The organism is Niabella drilacis, from assembly GCF_900101395.1.
GTDB lineage: Bacteria > Bacteroidota > Bacteroidia > Chitinophagales > Chitinophagaceae > Niabella > Niabella drilacis.
The window spans coordinates 225,645-243,586 of record NZ_FMZO01000008.1 but is presented as its reverse complement, the minus strand read 5'-3'; the positions used below and the strand labels follow the sequence as shown (position 1 = coordinate 243,586).

Annotated in this window: 13 protein-coding genes; 2 read left to right on the top strand and 11 right to left on the bottom strand. The window is 49.4% G+C overall.

The window, feature by feature from the left end; all coding sequences use genetic code 11:
- The coding region (locus BLS44_RS15555) for a hypothetical protein (RefSeq protein ID WP_143019799.1) at positions 1–1,243 on the bottom strand (1,243 nt) is incomplete at its 3' end.
- A gap of 475 nt (positions 1,244–1,718) precedes the next feature.
- Between BLS44_RS15555 and BLS44_RS15550 the strand changes: the two genes are divergently transcribed.
- Positions 1,719–1,910 (top strand): hypothetical protein, encoded by a 192-nt coding sequence (locus BLS44_RS15550; protein ID WP_090391136.1) that lies wholly within the window; start codon positions 1,719–1,721, stop codon positions 1,908–1,910.
- 119 nt (positions 1,911–2,029) lie between these two features.
- On the opposite strand, the gene BLS44_RS15545 is transcribed toward BLS44_RS15550, so the two are convergent.
- The 8 genes from BLS44_RS15545 to BLS44_RS15500 all read right to left on the bottom strand — a co-directional run bounded on the left by BLS44_RS15545 (position 2,030) and on the right by BLS44_RS15500 (position 13,770).
- Positions 2,030–2,446 (bottom strand): Dabb family protein, encoded by a 417-nt coding sequence (locus tag BLS44_RS15545; protein ID WP_090391135.1) that lies wholly within the window; start codon positions 2,444–2,446, stop codon positions 2,030–2,032.
- Positions 2,447–3,228: 782 nt separating this feature from the next.
- The gene (locus BLS44_RS15540; protein ID WP_090391134.1) at positions 3,229–3,981 is read right to left on the bottom strand and encodes a hypothetical protein; all 753 of its coding nucleotides are present in this window, start codon (positions 3,979–3,981) and stop codon (positions 3,229–3,231) included.
- Positions 3,982–4,866: 885 nt separating this feature from the next.
- Complete coding sequence (locus BLS44_RS15525; protein ID WP_143019798.1) at positions 4,867–5,274, bottom strand: hypothetical protein; 408 nt, start codon at positions 5,272–5,274, stop codon at positions 4,867–4,869.
- 269 nt (positions 5,275–5,543) lie between these two features.
- The gene (locus BLS44_RS15520; protein ID WP_090391130.1) at positions 5,544–8,927 is read right to left on the bottom strand and encodes an ATP-binding protein; all 3,384 of its coding nucleotides are present in this window, start codon (positions 8,925–8,927) and stop codon (positions 5,544–5,546) included.
- Entirely contained in the window at positions 8,899–9,489 is a 591-nt protein-coding gene (locus BLS44_RS15515; protein WP_090391129.1) for a DUF4194 domain-containing protein, read from the bottom strand. The genes BLS44_RS15520 and BLS44_RS15515 overlap by 29 nt, the downstream gene beginning before the upstream one ends.
- Before the next feature lie 11 nt (positions 9,490–9,500).
- A complete protein-coding gene (locus BLS44_RS15510) occupies positions 9,501–10,970 on the bottom strand; it encodes a DUF3375 domain-containing protein (RefSeq protein WP_090391128.1) in 1,470 nt (489 codons plus the stop codon).
- 894 nt (positions 10,971–11,864) lie between these two features.
- On the bottom strand, positions 11,865–12,521 hold the full coding sequence (locus BLS44_RS15505) for a class I SAM-dependent methyltransferase (protein WP_090391127.1): 657 nt from the start codon (positions 12,519–12,521) through the stop codon (positions 11,865–11,867).
- A 37-nt stretch (positions 12,522–12,558) separates the two neighbouring features.
- Positions 12,559–13,770, bottom strand: coding sequence for a sensor histidine kinase (locus tag BLS44_RS15500; protein ID WP_176954443.1), 1,212 nt, complete (start codon positions 13,768–13,770; stop codon positions 12,559–12,561).
- A gap of 282 nt (positions 13,771–14,052) precedes the next feature.
- Here BLS44_RS15500 and BLS44_RS15490 point away from each other — a divergent pair, with 282 nt between their 5' ends.
- Complete coding sequence (locus BLS44_RS15490) at positions 14,053–14,991, top strand: sugar phosphate isomerase/epimerase family protein (RefSeq protein ID WP_090391124.1); 939 nt, start codon at positions 14,053–14,055, stop codon at positions 14,989–14,991.
- A gap of 138 nt (positions 14,992–15,129) precedes the next feature.
- Here BLS44_RS15490 and BLS44_RS15485 read toward each other — a convergent pair whose 3' ends face one another.
- Complete coding sequence (locus BLS44_RS15485; protein ID WP_090391123.1) at positions 15,130–16,404, bottom strand: DUF2264 domain-containing protein; 1,275 nt, start codon at positions 16,402–16,404, stop codon at positions 15,130–15,132.
- Positions 16,405–16,487: 83 nt separating this feature from the next.
- Positions 16,488–17,774, bottom strand: coding sequence for a glycoside hydrolase family 88 protein (locus tag BLS44_RS15480; protein ID WP_090391122.1), 1,287 nt, complete (start codon positions 17,772–17,774; stop codon positions 16,488–16,490).
- Between the last annotated feature and the right edge of the window lie 168 nt (positions 17,775–17,942).

Below are 17,942 nucleotides of genomic sequence, written 5' to 3'. Positions count from 1 at the left end.
CGGCTGCACCTATGAAAAACGACTTAATTGTACCCATTTGCACCGGGTAGGTGCCGGACATTTGTGCAAACATGGGTGCAGCACCATCCCCGGCAAAACGATGCACTAATATCTGAATCCCATACGGAGGCGGTAAAATGCCATCCGCTGCGGCATTCTCATCAAATTCATATAACGCGTTATTAACCGTGGCCGCCACATAGTATTTTGCATCATTATCCTGGTCATCTGTATTCCGTTCATAAGAAATATTCGCATTATTCATGCTATACGATATATTTCCATAAATATGCTTTAAAGGCAGGTTGTATTGCCCCAGGTTGGCAAGATCATTATAGCCCCTTATTTCCTTGCGATCACTTTCAAAAATAACATTCATAATAACCGGCAGCCGTGGCCCGACCGGGGGCCGGAAGCCTATAATGGCACTGGTAGCTTTAAAGCATCCATACCGGTCGGTTTGCGCCACTACCCGCTGGCCCATGGGCCCCAGGATCTCTACCCTTACATCGGCCACCCCCTCATAGGCTATCCCTCCATTTCCCCATTGTGTTTCTTCAACCGTTATCCGCCCACTCGGGTAATTTTCATCCGTATTCATACTGCAACCATTGTAGGTAACCGTAAACGGAGCCAGCCGGTTATCCGCAGGCAATAGCGGCGCCGGGTGATGGGGCGGTGGCGGCGGATCAATTGGCGGATCCGGTACAACAGGACAATACTCCCAGGGATCACAAGGATCATCCGGTCCCCCTTCACCCCCACCCGAATTGACGGAGAACGGGAACACTTTTCCCGCTGCCTGGTAGGCAAGCGCCGCAGCGGGTGACTCCGGGTTAAGCAGGCAAACACTGTCTAACAATGTATAGGGACAGTTGGGCAGATCCCCTGCATTTTTGATGGGAAGGAACGTGTATAAGGTGGAATAATCCGGATCGCTTACATCCAATGAATCCGTTGCCAAAGGGAAGGGGTAAACAGGAATATGCTTATCCTCTATGGCCTGGTAATGCGCCGCCGTTACCGGTTTAAAAACCATATACAGGTGCGTTGGCTGGATAATAGGATCAGCCGTAAGCGAACGCGGACTTGTAATTTTACGCAGGTTGGTCATACTAAACACAAAATCGCCTTTTTTGTAGCTGGCGCCTTTTACGTTTTTCTTTTTTTCACTTAACGTATCGGCACCGTCCTTTTCATGAATGGCTTTATTACATCCAACGTAAATAAAAAGAAAAAGCAACAGGAGGCCGGAAAAAGTAGTTAATTTTTTTTTTCATAAACAGCGGTTGGTTATTGGAGAACAGGTTATATAATAAAAATTCAAATCTAAGGTAGCCATAAAACCGGCACTTCCAAATTTTCCCCTGTCACGAATTTTAGGGACAAAATCAGCCCCAAGGGCATTGGAGAAAGGCCGCTACCTTTAAACAGGAAAGCCTGGCGTACAACAATAAGAGCAGTACGGCCAGTCCGTTCCCTATTCCCGGGCATCGGGCGCTATGGCACTTTAACCAACCTTAAGATCTGCATTTCCCTGCGAAACCGGTGGTGGGTTGTATTCAACAGATCCTGGATCAGCAACCCAAGATTTCCACCTTTTGTCCCCAGAAAATTCCCGGAAAGGAGCGGCGCTCTTTTCAAGCCGGATATTTTAATAATTTTACACAGCGTACCTGGCAGGGGTCCTGCGCCAGGGCCGGTTAAACGAGTTACATATGAATATTGCTGCTTTATTTCCGGAGTTTGAATATGGCCATGCACAGTTAAACAAGTTTGTTGAAGCAGCGGGCTATTTCACCATCCTGTTAAAATCGGGGGAGATCATTCATTTTTCGCCCGAGCGTCCTGAAGAGTTCAGGGAGTGGCTGCACATCCATAAGATCGCTGATATTAAAACATCCAACTGATAGAAGGTAAGCATCCTGCCGCCGGGCAATTGCATAAAGCATCCCGGGCAGCCGGGCTCCTCATAAACCTGCGCCATCCGTATACGGATCGCGGGTCTTTCCGCAGGCGGTTGGGATGATCACACCGTTATCATATCATAGACGACCACCCGGTCCCATAAATGGCTGTATTTTTCAACAAAGGCTTTATGAATGGGATGCTCCTGGTAAGCATCCTGGTCAGCCGTGCTGTTAAAATACATCAGCTCCGAAACCTGGAAGCTGTTGTCTACCACATCGCGTTTGACCGTTGAAGCCGGCGTGCCGATCAGCAGCTGCCTTACCTGCGGAACCGCCTTCAGGGTCTTCAGTCCTTCCACCAGCGCCTTTTGGTCTGCTGCGGACCCGGGGCGTTTTAGCCAGAAGAAAACATGGTGGAGCACCTGTTGTTTCGCCAACCCGGGGTGGTGGCCGATCATGACCGGCGCTGCGGCCAGTACCGCTGCTTTTTTTATAAACCTCCGCCGGGCGTTTGTATGTCGCTTTTTATGCTGCATGATTTTTTACTATTAGGCCTCTATGCCGGAATAAAGATAGGCATTCCCGGTAAAAAAGTTTACGCGGCTCCGATGGAGCCGGGATGCTGATATAACATTTTTTCTATAACCACGCGGCGCCTGACAGCGCCGGGAGCATAAAATCCCTTTGCACCGCCAGCCGTCTTCGTTTAAAATCAGCTACCCGTGCAGGAACGCAATACACCCTATCGTCTCAACCAAAGCAGCAGTATTCAAAACAGCCCCCCTGCTCCGCAGGAGCAATGTGTTTGTAGCAGGGATCCCCCCATGAGGAGCCCCGTGTCCCCGACAGGACCGCATCACTCCTGTGCGGCAAATGTAGTTTACAATAAACCCGGGAAAAGGGATCAGCCGTATTGCAAAATTTACGCAGCTCCAATGGTGCCGGATGGCCGACACAACATTTTCTTCTACAACCACGCGGCGTTCAATAACCCCGGGAGCATAAAAGTTTGTCGCACCGCCAGCTGTCTTCGTTTAAAAAATCAGCTACCCGTGCAGGAACGCTATGCACCCTATCGCCTCAACCAAAGCAGCAGTATTCAAAACAGGAGCCCTGCTCCGCAGGAGCAGCGTGTTTGTAGCAGGGATTCGCCCATGAGGCACCGGGCTCCATAGGAGCCCCGTGTTTATATTACCGGGGCGATCCGTTAAAATGCCATAACATGAATATCCGGCAATATATTGCCCCATCCCTGATCCGCGGTAAGGCTTGGTTTATAAAACAGGACTTGTTAAACACCGGACCCGCTCTTTAACGGTTATTGCGCAATGACCAGGTTGCTGAAATAAACCTTTGCATCATTCTCGGTCTTTATCGGGGCGCTGATAAAAAAATATTTTGCGGCACCGGCCTTAAACATCTTAGCATCCAGCACTTTGGTCTTATCCAGGTATACTTTCATCTGGTCATTATTTACGGCGATGGACACATGCAGCTTATCGTTTGCATAGGGTTTCAGGTCATATTCAGTATTGATATATTTATCCGCAGGCCCGGCAAAGCTTGTGATCTTGTTTTCATTAAAGAACTCCAGCGATGTATGGGCAATATCCCCCTCGCCAAAACTGCTCACACTGTTATTACCGGCGAAACCAAAGTTCACCGGGCTGATATCGTCTATCTTATCGCAACTGGTCAGCAGGTCGAACTCCACTGTAAAGGACTGCGGAAGTTTTACATTGCTGTTCAGCTTGTACATGGCACCCGTCTGCATTTCGAGCCAGGTACCGGCAATATCACCCGACTTCACCAGTTGGCCGCTGCCATTGGTTTTGAGGGTTGCCGGTAAGGAGCCGGTATTCAATTTCTCAAACTGACCGGTATACAGGATCGTGCTTCCGGCCTTAAAATCAAAGCCGGCATCAAACGACACCCTCTTTTTGCCGGCGGCACCACTCTCCGTTCCTACGGTTGCACCCGTGTTTCCTTTTGCCGAAACGCCGCCGCTGGTAATCACTTCACCGGCTTTCTGCGTGATCTTTTCTCCTGCCTTGTTGAGGATACCTCCCAATTATCCATTACTATGCAGGGCCGTTAGCACCAGTCCTGCTAATACAACTGATCCGAAAGAAAATGTGTTTGTCATGTTTTGCTTAGATGATGTTTAATTTGAATATCTCCCTGGTACGGTGGTACGGATCCCTGATCCGCCAGGCAGGGACCTGCCAAACTTCAAAAAAGCCGGCAAAACATATTGAGCAATAATAATACCAATTTGCCGGCTAAACGTCCGCCCCGTGATCCCCCAATAACGGGATACAGCAGCGGGCTTAGCCTATCTGTACTGTTCCCGGAACCACCCCTGTTATTTATGCACTTTATCAATAAACAGGTACCGCCCCGTTCTTATAAAGGCATCGGCCATTTCTACCAGGTTGCGTGTATAAAACCAGAATGATCTGCCGTTACCTATAACAGTTCTTCCCCGGGCCTCTTTGACCGGCACCGCATATATTGCAGCATCCGGGTGATTCTACGGGATCTCCCGGAAGCTTTTATAGCCGGCATCCGCTGTCCCCATTTTACCAGATCAATCAGGTGGCGAAAAAAAGTATCACTAATCCTGCTGAGTAGGGCAAACGTATCTAAATTGGGTAAAAAGAGCACACCAGGAGCCTTTTCAGGCACTGTAAGTGCCGCTTGTTTATAGCAAGGTATTAAAGAGAAAACCCGGCTCCTGTAGGAGCCGCGTAAAATTTCGGGCCCAACAAACACGCGGCTCCTACAGGAGCCGGGTTGATAAAACAGCAGATTACTATAAACACGCTGCTCCTCCGGAGCTGAACAATGCTGAAATCAGATGCGTTTGCCCTGTCCTGCCGAGTAAATTGTCATTGAATTCATACAAAATACCCATAAATTAAAAAACAATAACCCAAAGTATTCCCGTCGCAAATTATAGCGACTTTTGATAGTACGCACCCGCCAGCCGCTGGATCAGGGAAACCCATTTTTCAAGAGCAGTGTCGGGATGTACGCTAAAATCAGGATTCGTAAACTGGTACGATCCCCTGCTGGTGACCACCGTATACGTCTGGTCGGTTCCGTCAACAGGTTGCTGACTCATACCACTGATCACCTTTTTAATTGCTTTGAGATCGAGAGAACGGGTAAGTTCATCCCATTGCTGCCCTGTGTTTCTTTCAGCGAATGCGGTTCGCCGGTTGTCCTTTGCAGCCATCAGGGTATTATATAAGACAGAGTCCGGTCTTATCACCAGGGTTTCGGTCCAGCCAAGCATTCCCCCGGCATTACTGTAGCGCACCAAACGGATCTGTTCCTGATTATCCGGAGATCGCTCCATCCTTTCTGTTTGCTGACCGGTGCAGGAACAAAGTAAGGTCATGAGCAGGATACAACTTAATAAAAACACTCCTGATCCCTTCCTGAATTTTGTATATCGGCTGGTGCACATATAGATTCTAACGGTTAGGTAAACTGAAGACACATGCTTTCTGCTCCTTATTCATCGCTGCCGCACAATATTTTTAATACGATCCCGCCGGGTGTGCACAGCGATCACTATTTAATATCTAACTCCGGGCGGGAACAACCCCTGAACAGGAACCAGTGTCACGACGCTTTCTTCATCTGCTTTTGCAGCTCCTTTATGGTCATATTATACATAATACTGTGCCGGTTGTTCACGCGCTGTGCCAGGTGTACATGAGCAATATAATCCTGTACGATCTGGATCTTATCACTGGGTGTTACCACCAGTAACTGTAAATGTAATTGCTTACACAGCTCCATCAGGTAGGTGGCTTTATCCTCATCCTGGTTGCTGAAGCTTTCATCTACCGCAATAAAACGCAGGCTGCGGCTGTTCTTTCCCTCACGTGTGATGCCAAACTGGTAGGCAATGGCACTACAAAGAATCGTATAGGTAAGCTGCGCTTTTTCCCCGCCGGATAACTGTCCCATCTGGCGGTAGGTCTTTTTCAGCTCGCCGGTATTGCGGTACTTTTCATCGGCCCAGAATTCGAACCAGTTCCGTACATCCATCACCCTTGCGCGATAGGTTTCGCTTTCATCCAGGCTGTCGATCAGTGGCTGTACTTTTTGACGGAAGTGCAGGGCCTTATCTTCAAAGCTGCTTTGCTGCCAGTTGGCTGCCTGGGGCAGCGCATCCAGCAGGGCATTGCGGAAGGCATTCACCGTAGCATCCTGTACCCGGCGTTTGCCCAATTGGATATACGTATCCGGAAGCTTGTTAAAGTTGATGCCGCCCAGCGACTGGTTGAGCTTGTTGACGCTGTTATTGATCTCCCGCTCCCATTTTTCCATTTCTTCATTTAATCCGCCGATCTTATAAGTAATGGTATCGTTGACAAAATTCTCAAAATCCTTCCGGTATCGGGGAAGGTTCTCGCTGGCAAGCTTATCCAGCCACTCTTTAAACTCCTCCGCATGCGCCGCCTCTTCCGGCAGGAACTGTACATCACTGTACCAGTCCGGGAAACGTTGTAACAAAGCCGGGGAGGGATTTTTGATCTGGCTGATGCTCCGGTTCAGGTAGGTTTCTTCCTTATGCAGGAGCCGCTGTACTTCCTGCGTTTCATGCTCCAGCTGTGTTTTAAACTGCGTATACACGGTTTCGATCGTCTCCAAGTCCACGGTAGCCAATAATGCCGCATGCTGTTGCTGGAACAGCAGCAGTTCTTCCTTATCGGTTTCCGTGATATGCTGCAACAGCAATTGCAATTGCTCCCGTTGCTGCGCCATGGCCCGTATCCGGTTTTGCAGGGTGGTTTTTGCCTGCGCCGCCTGTTCCCAGCTTTTTTCCACCTCTCCACGCTGCAGGATCAAAGCTTCCAGCTGCGCTGTCAGCTCCTGCAGCTGGTTGTTGCTTTTGCTCAGCGCCCCGATCTGTTCCTCCGTTTTATGAATACCCCGCTGCGCGCCTGCTACATCCAGCAGCGCATAGCCACCATGCTCCTGCAGCCGGTTCAATGCATAGAACTGCCGCTGCAGGCGGGTTGCCCGGTTGCGGCAGCGTTCTATGACCTCGGCTGCGTTCGCCAGTTCATCTGCGAGTTTATTCCGCTGGCTGATGAGCGCTTCCCTCTTGCCTTCATTGTTCCAGCCCATCACATAACGCCCTGCATCATTATTGCCGGGACGGTCGTCCTTCTCATGCCGGTCGCGGTTCTTGATCAGCCCGTTCAGTGTAATGGCTTTATCATAGCGTTCCAGCGGTTTCTCGTCTTCCAGGCAGGTATAGGAAAATTGCTGCGCCACCTGCTGCTCTACCCAGGCAGACAGCGGATGCTCAGCATGAAAATCCAGTTTATAAAAAACGGTATCGTCCTCCGCCAGGGTGTGGAAGGTATCCAGCACCCGGTAATATACCAGCCGGGTACCCGTATTGGTCTGGTTGAGGTAACGGGTCACTTTTTTATAGTACTGATCGGGTACCAGCAGGCGCAGCGAAAAGCCGTGCAACAATTTTTCGAGGGCCGGTAGCCAGCGCTGCTCTTCCGGTTTTACCTGCATCAGTTCGCCGGCAAAGGGCAGTTCTGCGGTATCCAGTTTTAATGCCGCACATAGCTGCTTACGTACCTGCACCAGGTGTGCAGGGATATTGCTTTTGCTGTGCAGCAGGATATTCAGCTCTTCCTCCAGTTTATGCTTAGCCTCCCCTGCTTTTTTATGCTGATTTTTGGCATCAAAATCATCGGCTTCATTCAGCCGGTTCTCTTTTTCGAGTCGCTGGGCAAACTGACCGGCTTCCTTCAGCACCCGCTTATAACTTTCTTCGTCAGATGCGCTTTTATCTTCCAGGTGTAAGGCAGTACACCATTCTGTAAATAATGCCAGGTTTTCCTCGGCAGCCGCTCTTCTGGCCTGTAAAGCCTGAAGGTCCTGCTCCAGCTGTTTCAGCCGCTGCCCGGCCTGGTTCTGATCGATCTGGTTCCGGGTAACCCGTTCCTCTTCATGCAGGGCATCGATACCTGCTTTCGCCAGGGCGGTCTTTTCTTCGAGTTCTTTTACGCCAGTGCCGGCTTCTTCCAGCGCCTGCTGCAACAGCAGGTCCTGGGTATACCCCTTCCATGCAGCCGCCGTATGCAGCGCCTTTTGCGCATGCTGCTGCCGGGCCTGCAGATTCATAAACCCGGCATAATGTTGCTGCACGGGCTGCAGCAGCCGGATCTGCTCTTCGGCCTTTTCGATATTCCGCTGGGCATCCAGCAGGGTTGCCAGGTGTTTTTTGAGTTCCTGGAACAGGGATTCCATATCGCGGGGCTCCAGCATATGGGTACGGATAAAATCATCCAGGTTGCCCAGCACTTTGATACCCACCGTTTGGTTAAACAGGGTGAGCGCCTGGATACTTTGCATCCCCAGCACATCCACCAGGCGGTAAGCATATTTACTGGCCGCATCAAACCACTCTACCTGTTTGCGTGTGCCTTTATTGTATTGCTGATCCAGCCGGCGTTTCCAGGCATTACCGAGATCAAAGGGTTTAAAGTCTTCCTCAATATGCAGGCTTTTATGGGCGATCCCAAACATTCGTTTCATATCGCCGTTATTAAAATACCGCACCTGAAACAGGGTTACCTCCTGCAGGGCTTCGTTGGTAAAATTGGCCAGCAGGATGCTGTAAGCCTCTTCGCGGTTTTCGCGGAGGTAAAGGGCTTTTGTAACCCCGGTTTCACTGTTGATGGTGCCATAGCCACCCAATACGTAGGTTTCTTCCGTACGGTCGCCTTTCTTCTCGCTGCCGCTGCTCTGGTTATAGAACCGGTATTTTTTTTCGGGTACGATGAGGGTCAGCAAAGCATCCACAAACGTGGTCTTTCCACTTCCGTTGGAGCCGGTAAGCAGGCTGGTTTCCCCGCCGGGAACGATGGTATGGATCTGTTCATCGAAGGTACCCCAGTTAAAAACCTCCATATATTGCAGGCGGAAGCCGCTCTTCTCATTATCCGTGCTGAATACGCTTAGCTGCATGTGCTGTTAATTGCTGTTTAAAATCTTCTAATACTTCACTGTCTACCCGGGCTTTAATGAGCTTCTTGATCCGGAATTTTTGTTCATCGGCTACTTCATGCGTACCGGAGCGTTCCAAAAAACCATTTTCGACGGCGCGCTCAATCAACCGGTCGATATCTTTCAACATTTTTACCCGGCTGGCATTTTCTTTAAAAAACAACTCGGCATATTCTTTTATCTCCCGCCGCTTCTTGATGAGTTCCCGCTGAGTGGCCTCTCCTACTTCAAATTCCGCCATCATATCACGCAGCAGCACCAGCATTACGCTTTCATCATAAGCCAGCGCCCGGCGCTGCACCCAGCTTACACTGGCAGCGTCTTCCTCAGAAATGGCATGCTTTATATAGGCATACCCATCCTGCTCATCCAGTACCAGCGTTAATCCCAGGCGTTGTAAAAAAACGATCAGTTCTGCTTTGTATTGCAGCAGTTTTTCCCAGGTGCTTTTCTCCAGGTATTCTACAGGGCCTTTCAGCAATTTGATGAACACAGGAGTAAACGAATGTATCTTTTCGGCCATCGGGTCTCTTTCTATTTACTAAATAACAAATAAGGTACTTCTACAAATTTATCGGCATTGCCGTTGAGCGGTATCAGCTCCACTGCGTTCCCTACCACCTGTACCCTTTTTGATTTTTCTTTTAAAAAACTGTAATAACTGATCACTTCGGCTAAACCATGCTGCAGTTGCGTGGCCTCGATGATCTCTTTTAATGTTGCTGTTTGCTTATGCTCCAGCACCTGCTCCACTTTTTGCCAGAGTTGTTTCCGGTCGATAAAGCTGGTGTTCAGCAGCCGGTTAAACCGGTCTACATCGGCGATCTTTTCCACTGCAGCCATGGGCTGTTTTAATGCGCCTGCTGTTTTCTTTGCCTCCAGGGTAAGCGCCCGGTCCATTACAATACGGATATCGGATGCTTCATCCAGCTGCAGCCCTGCATCCACCGGCTCTTCTTCCATAAGGTCCAATACCAGTTCCTTAATACCGCTGATCTGCTGGCGCAGCCTCCGGTGCCGGGCAATTTCTTTTTCGGTGATGATACGGCTGAGCTTTTCTGCCATTTTATCATTGGCATCATAAACGGCACGTCCCTGCTCCAGCAGGAATGACTTGATATTCTGCAAAAAATCGGTGTCGGCTTCCAGCTGACGGTCGTCCAGCAACAACAGCAATTGTTCCGTAAGCTGGCGCCACTCCTCCTGTCCGCTGCGGGAAATAAGAAAATCCCAGAACGCATAAAAGCTTTTTCCCTGGTTGCTGCTCCGGAGCGCGTCGTACGACTCAAAGGCAAAGCCCACAATAGCTCCTTTATTCTGCTCCGCGCGCGTATGCTGCTCCACGATATTGCGGTGGATCTGTTTAAAATTATCTTCCACTTCCCGGAAATCGCCGATCAGTTCATAGCAAAGCCTGATGAACAGGTCGAGCCGCTCCTGTACCTGAGCGTTATTGTACCGTTGGGGGGCCACACCCAGCTCCAGTGCCCTGATCTCGCGATCAATTTCCGCCCTGCGATCCTTGAGGATCTGCAGTTTGCGTTCCCGGTCGTCCTCGGTATTCTCTACCATATCCCGGAGCGAGGAGAACAGCATTTTGAACCGGCTTTCTGTGCCCACGTGGTGCTGTCCCTGTTGCAGATGCTGCATCCACTGGAACACTTTTTCGGTATAGGCGCTGAGCTGATAATTAGTGTTCCCTTCCGTATCCGGAAAATCCTGCAGGATGCGTTTCTGCACCCAGTTCAGCAGGTATTTACGGCTCCGGCTTTCCTCGTCTTCCCCAAAATCGATCCGGGCTTCTTCCCAGTCCTCCGTGCCGTCGGCATGAGCTCTCAGGGTTTCTGCCAGTAGCGGAATGAGTTGGTCCTCCCGGATGACCATGCGCCGGTCTTCTTTAAAAACGGTGTATAAAAAGGGTAATACCCAGCCAGCATTCCGCAGCCGCAACATTTGCAGCGCGGGAGATGAATGGATCAATAATGCAATTTGCTCGCTAGTCATGCCGCTACAAAACCACCTCTTTTACAATAGGAAGTCTGCAAAATAAGATAATCTGATGAGATTGAGAGAACAACATTTATGAGCCTCCGGGGCCGCGCCCTCCTTCCCCCGTTTAAGGGCAGCAACAGGAGTTGTAAGGGATTTATTGACCATAAAACGGGGGCATCCTATTAGCGGGAAACTTATTTTAAATAAGATATAAATATATTTAATCAATTAATAATAAATTAATTAATAAACTATATATTATTTTTAATTCAAGCATAAATCTCTTACTACTTTGCCTGTACTTTTTAGCTGTTCTTAAAGACAGGGATGCTCAAAAATATTTGTATTTAAGTCACCCGGCTAACTATACTTTATTTTATACACACGCGGCCACTGACAGCGGAAGGAATATAAAGCATTTCATTTCCCAACCCTTGTGTGAAAAGCAGCAAGACATGGAAGAAAACACTATAGATCACAGGAGCACGGCGTTGGAAACGCTCCTCAGGAGCGGTGTGTTTATAGCAGGATCGCATATATATATATCCGGGCTCCGGCGGAGCCCCGTGTTCCTATTAACAGGATTGAGTCTGATTTCCCATTAGCATTCATATAAAGTGGAGTTCATATCAGAAAAAGACCTGTGTCATAGCCATAAAGTTTACGCAGCCCAACCAGCGTCGCTATACGAACATGATATTTTTCTATAAATCCAATACCCCTGACGGAGGTTCCCCCTCTCTTCTTTGGATCATTCATGGTTTGAAGACCGCCGTATTTTCCGCAGATCTCCGCGTATCTTATAAACGGCCCAACAGGCCGTTCAGGGCTTCGGGAAGGTGATCTTCCCGAGGATCTTTACTGATCCTTTACCACTGATGTGCGCAGACGGCCGGTTTATGAACATCATTTTTCCAGGCTAACTGTTGTAAACTCGCGGGTTGCCTCCCCGCCCGGTTTACTTTGTATGTTTTCCGACTGCGTTACCATGTCTGCAATCCGGAACCGGGTCTTTTTAAGCAATTCCGTGATCCGCTCATTGTTATACAGTGTAAATCCATATTGCGTAAAGGGGAGCTCCTTCATAAAGTGTTCCTGTGCAAAGGTGATGTTCAGTTTTCCGCCGGGTTTCAATACGCGGTATAATTCAGACAGCAACCGTTCGGGATCCGTCCAGAAGTAGATGGTATTCACGGTAAAGACCCTGTCAAGGTAATGATCGGCAAACGGGATATGCACACCATCATACAGCTGAAAAACAGCCTGTTTCCTTTCTACAAAAGCCCGGTTCTCCTTCCCGGCTTCCTGGTTCATTGTTTTAGATAGCTCCAATCCATAATAGGTCAACCCGGTTTTTTGCTGCAGCAGGTACGGAAGGTGCTTTCCGCTGCCATGCCCAAGCTCCAGGATGTGATCGTTATCTGCAATGGCAAGCTGGTCTATCGCATGCCTGGTCATTCCAATATTGCTGGCATGCATCATATCAGCCACCTCTATTCCCTTTGCTCCATCAGGTTGCCGCAGCTGAGCGGCCAGCTCCTTTAATCCGTTGTTATCGTTCATATATTTTTTTTAAAGTGTACCCAGGCAGTTTTCCGGTTCAGATCCTGGGCAGGGAAAAATAGAAAGCAGCTCCCGATCCGGGGGTACCCAGGGCCCATACCCTTCCTTTATACCGGGCAATGATCCGCTCAACCAGTGAAAGCCCGATGCCATTTCCTTCAAATTCCTGGTCGCTGTGCAGCCGCTGGAACGCACCAAAAAGTTTATCATAATGCATCATATCAAAACCACTGCCCTCGTCCTTTACAAAGTAAATGATATCCTTCGGTGTTTCCTCATAGCCAACCTGAATAACGGTTTTGTCTTTTTTGCGGCTGTACTTCATTGCGTTTCCCAGGAGGTTGCTCCACACCTGTTTTATCAGCGTCCGGTCTACATACGCATCGGGCAGATCGCTGATGGAAAACTCAAAAGCCCTCCCCTCCGGCTCCTGCTCCTTCAGTGTATTGAAATATTCGACGGCCATCGCCTTCATGGAAACATTAACACTGTTGAGCTCCTTTTTTGAGGTTGTGAAAAATGCCAGGAGGTTATCGATCAGCTGGCCCATATTTTTGGTACTCTGCTCAATAAGCCCCATTAACTCCCGGCTTTCATCGTCGAATTGCAGGCTGTATTCTTCCTGCAACAGCTGTACCAATCCCTGTATACCGGCTAACGGGCTCCGGAGATCGTGCGTTACCGAATAGGAAAAAGCCTCAAGTTGCTTATTGGCGACCTCCAGTTCTGCGGTACGCTGCTTTACACGTGCTTCCAGCTCTTCATAGATCTGCACGTTCTCCAGTGTTACGGCAGTAATGTCGGCCAGCGACTGTAGTATCTGTGCCTCGTCCTTTGTAGCCTGATGCATATTGGCCCAGTAGTTGCCGATGGCCCCGATGGGATCCATGATACGGATGGGTACCATTACCAGGCTTTTTACAAAGGTGGGCCGGTAGGCTTCGGTAGGGATCCGGCTGTCCTGGTATATATCCGGGATGATCACAGACTGCCGGTTGAGCATGGTCCAGCCGCTGATGCAGGTTTCTATCGGGAACCGGCTGCCTTTCCACAGGGGGCTGATGGCATCTTCATCCACATAGAAGCATTTATCTTTATCCCTCAGCACAAAGGTGGCGCCATCGGCGCCCGTCAATTCCCTCGCAGCCTTGCGCACTATGCGGGTGACCGTTTCCAGGTTCCGGGCAAGCGATAATTCCTGTACCACATTCACCAGTTTTTCCAATCTTTTACCAGGGGTGGTTTCCATAATGAGTGCGGACGGTTTTAGAGCCTGTTTAAAATTCATTCAATGGCTTTATTATGGCTGTTTTGGGCTGCAACTGCGTTAAATTTTTCGCCATAGTGGCCTACTATGCCTGCAAAATTTTCCTTGTTTCGCTCCAAAATAGCTTCATAATAAATTCCATCAATAAAATTTAAACAGGCTCTTAGTGAAAGTAATTTGTAAACGAATATAGAGAAATATGTTATAATAAAACGGAGCACCGTAACTTTGGAGCCATCAACGATAATTAAAAACAACAGATATATGCTTGCAGCAAACGACCAGTCCGGCCGGGTTTCACGCCGGGATTTTCTGAAAAAAGGCAGCATTGCCTCATTGGGATTATTAACCACGCCTTCTCTTTTAAGGTCCGCTGACCTGTTTAGGGGCCCCGGATCAAAGTTTTCGGGCGTACAGATCGGTGTTATCACCTACTCCTTCCGGAGCATGCCCGGCAGTTTACAGGAAGTATTGCAACATACAATAAACAGTGGTGTGAGTGCCGTGGAACTGATGGGTGAGGCAGTGGAAGCGTATGCAGGTTGCCCTGCAGATAAAGCACAGATAGCCAACTGGCGCGCTACGGTTTCAATGGACAAATTCAAAGCAGTAAAAAAGATGTTTGACAAAGCAGGAATAAAAATCTACGCGTTTAAACCCAATGCACTGGGCAGCAACAATACCGATGCTGAAATCGAGTATGCCATGCGTGCGGCAAAAACGCTGGGTGCAACTTCCGTTACCGTAGAGTTGCCAAGGGACCCGGCACAAACAGAACGGCTGGGCAAACTGGGTGCCAAACATAAAGTTTATGTCGGCTATCACGCACACACACAGGCTACCGATACCTTGTGGGATACGGCATTGGAACAATCGCCCTATAACTCTATGAACCTGGACTGTGGTCATTACATTGCTGTAAAGGGACATACCAGCGCTTCATTGCTCGCCCTGATCCGGAAACGGCACGACCGGATCACTTCCATGCACATAAAAGACCGGCAAACGGCAGCCAATGGTGGTGAAAACCTGCCCTGGGGTGAAGGCGATACACCCATAAAGGAGATCCTTACCCTGCTTAAAGAGAACAAGTATAAGATACCGGCTACTATTGAACTGGAATACAGGATACCCGCAGGATCGGATGCGGTTCAGGAGGTAAAAAAATGCCTGGACTACGCCCGGAAGGCACTACAGGGGTAGGTCTTGTTCCTGGTTCAAAGTTTAACGTCAGAGCCGTGTTTCACTTCTCACGGCTCTTTCTTTTGTTCCGAGCCTTCGCATGAGCATCAAGGTAAGCGGCAAAGATTCCGGATGGGGTTATCGCCGGGTAGCCGGCGGTTAATACTCCACCTTATAATCCTTCTTAACCGGTTGCCCGCTCCAGGCTCTTTTGCTGGTCCAGTCTGCCGGGGGATCTGTCCAGAATTTATTATCCGCCGGCAAACCCAGCGGTAAAAACCCCAGTGTGGCCATGTACAAGCTTCCGGTAGAAGTATATACGTCCGCCATCATAGGCTGATGCCCGTTAAAACCCAGCACCAGCCACCCGTTGGCATCAAAGTTCTGGTTGCCGTCAAACATATTGGTGATCACTTTCGTCAGCGCGCAGCGTACCTGGGCGGGCTGTATATGTTCCGGCAGCTTTTCCATAAGTGCTACCTGTCCCAGCGCCTGGAATGCGGCAGTACGATAGGTAACCGAACGCCCGAAAGCGGGATAAGTGCCATCCGGACCAATAATGCGTTCCAGGAACTCTGCGTGGCGTACCATCCGGCTCAGGGCCGTCTCATAATCGCGGGTGGTCACATGCACTTTCCCCGGCCGCTTTTCCAGCAGGGTTCTGATAAGATCGGTAAGCATCGGATGAATGACATAGGAGTTGTAATAGTCCATACTAAACAGATCCCCATCCTTATACCAGCTATCACCGGTATACCAGTCTTTCATTTTGTTCAATGCATAGTCTACCCGAACAGGGTCATAATCCTCTCCTATATACCGCAAAAAGCCTTCGATCAGCGCAGCAAATACCAGCCAGTTATTATAGGCTCCGCTGCGGTTACGCAACGATTTGAAGGCATCGATATAACGTCGTTTGGTTAGGCTATCCAGCGGTTCCCACAGGGCTTTTGGCGCCCTGAGAAAAGCGTGCGACAGGTATGCCGCATCTACTATGGGCTGGTTCTGCTTTTTAAAATTCAGGCAGTCCGGGTTTTCGGGGTCAACCGCGTTCCGGAGTCCCTGTAACAATTCGCGACGCATTTTTGCCCGCAATGCCCCCTCTTCCGTTGCATCATCCGGCAGCTCCAGCCAGGGTGCAATGCCGGCAACCGTGCGGCCCACGGCCTCCAGGTACGTTACATCTTTTACTACCAGGTTATAATCCGGCCCCTGCTCCAGCGGCAGGTTCTTCTTTAGTGTACCGGCTGCCAGGTTGTGCACTACGGGCCAGGCTATCTTATATAGCGCCTTTACCCATTGGGCACGGTCCTTTGCCCCCGTTGTAACGACAGTGGGTACCGGTGTTCCTTTTTGCCCGCGGCCTGCCTGTCCGTTTACCGGGCCCCATAAGAGTAACAGCAACAGAACAGGCAATTGAAGTTTCCGGATCATGTATATCATTTTATATCTTGTTTTAGAAGTTGTTTCAACTGGCCGCTATTGCAGCATTGTTTCCTTAAAAGTCTGAACAGCTTTTAAAATAACCTTTCGTTACGGGTAAGCTTCCGGTACCGGAGCAATGCTTCCAGGAAATAATAATCGGCATATACCAGGGGCACATCAATTTCATTATTATGGGGAATGCTGCCCACGCTGTGCTTCAGAATAAAGTTGCCGTTCGTGTGTTCCGCTGCCCGGTATCCCGGCCCTGCCAGTGTTTGCAGGGTTGCTTCGGCAAATTGGCGGTACACCCCGGCCTTCCCCTGGTCCACATACCCGCTCAGTTCCAGTAATGCCGACGCCGTTATGGCCGCTGCAGAGGCATCGCGGTAAGGGGTCTTTACCCGGAGCGCATTTGATTTTATGCCGGGCGTATACCCCGGTTGCCCGATATTGAAATCCCAGTACGGAATTTTATCAGCCGGCAGGTTCTTATTATTTATATAGTAGTCGGCCAGTCCCTTTGCTGTTGTAAGAAAACGTTCATCTTTTGTAAACCGGTAGATCATGGTAAAGCCATAAATAGCCCAGGCCTGTCCCCGGGCCCAGGTAGAATTATCGGCATAGCCCTGCGCCGTTTCCCGGCCCACCACCGCGGATGAAGCCGTATCATAACAAACAACATGATAGGTACCGAAATCCGGCCGTACCTGGTTTTTCATTGCATTAAGGGCGTGGGTAACGGCAATATTTTTAAACGAAGGATCGCCCGATGCTTCGGAGGCAAAAAACAGGAGCTCCAGGTTCATCAGGTTATCTACAATTACGGGGTAATGATAGGTCTTATTTCCATGCCAGGAATCAAAGCGGTTCCAGGATTTGATACTACCCACCCGGGGATCAAAACGAGTGGCCAGCGAGCGGGCCGATTGTACCAGTACATCTTTATATGCTGCATTTTGTGTAAGCCGCCAGGCATTGCCGTAGCTGCAATACATCATAAATCCCAGGTCGTGATGTTCGGTAAAGTTTTTCAGCGGCTCCAGTTTTTCCGTCCAGCGAAGGGCTTCTGCTTTCAGCGCCGCATTCTTTGAATATTCATAGGCATACCAAAGGTTGCCGGGAAAGAAGCCGGGGGTCCAGTCATATATGGAGGTGGTCACCAGCTGCCCGTTCTTACTGATCGTACGCGGGTAAGCGCCCCTGGGAGTTGAAAATTTTGCGTTGGCATCTTTCAGCAGCAACTGCAGCATTTTTTCACCGTTCAAAAGGTTTTCCTCCGCTAAATCGTTAACAGAAGCCCGTTGGCTGCCTTTAGACGCCGCACAGGACACCAGTACCATCACCACCAAGGGGAGTATAAAATTTTTTTTTCTAAGCATTGTTAAACATATAAGTTAAAGTTATTTACATGAAGACCGGCGAAGTGTACGTACAGGCATACAAAGCCAGGAACAGGCGAAAGCCAATCCCCTCCTATTCTATCATTGCAATACTAATACGCCCGAATCTATCGCCGGCTTGCAGGGAAGCTTCCTTATATAACAAGG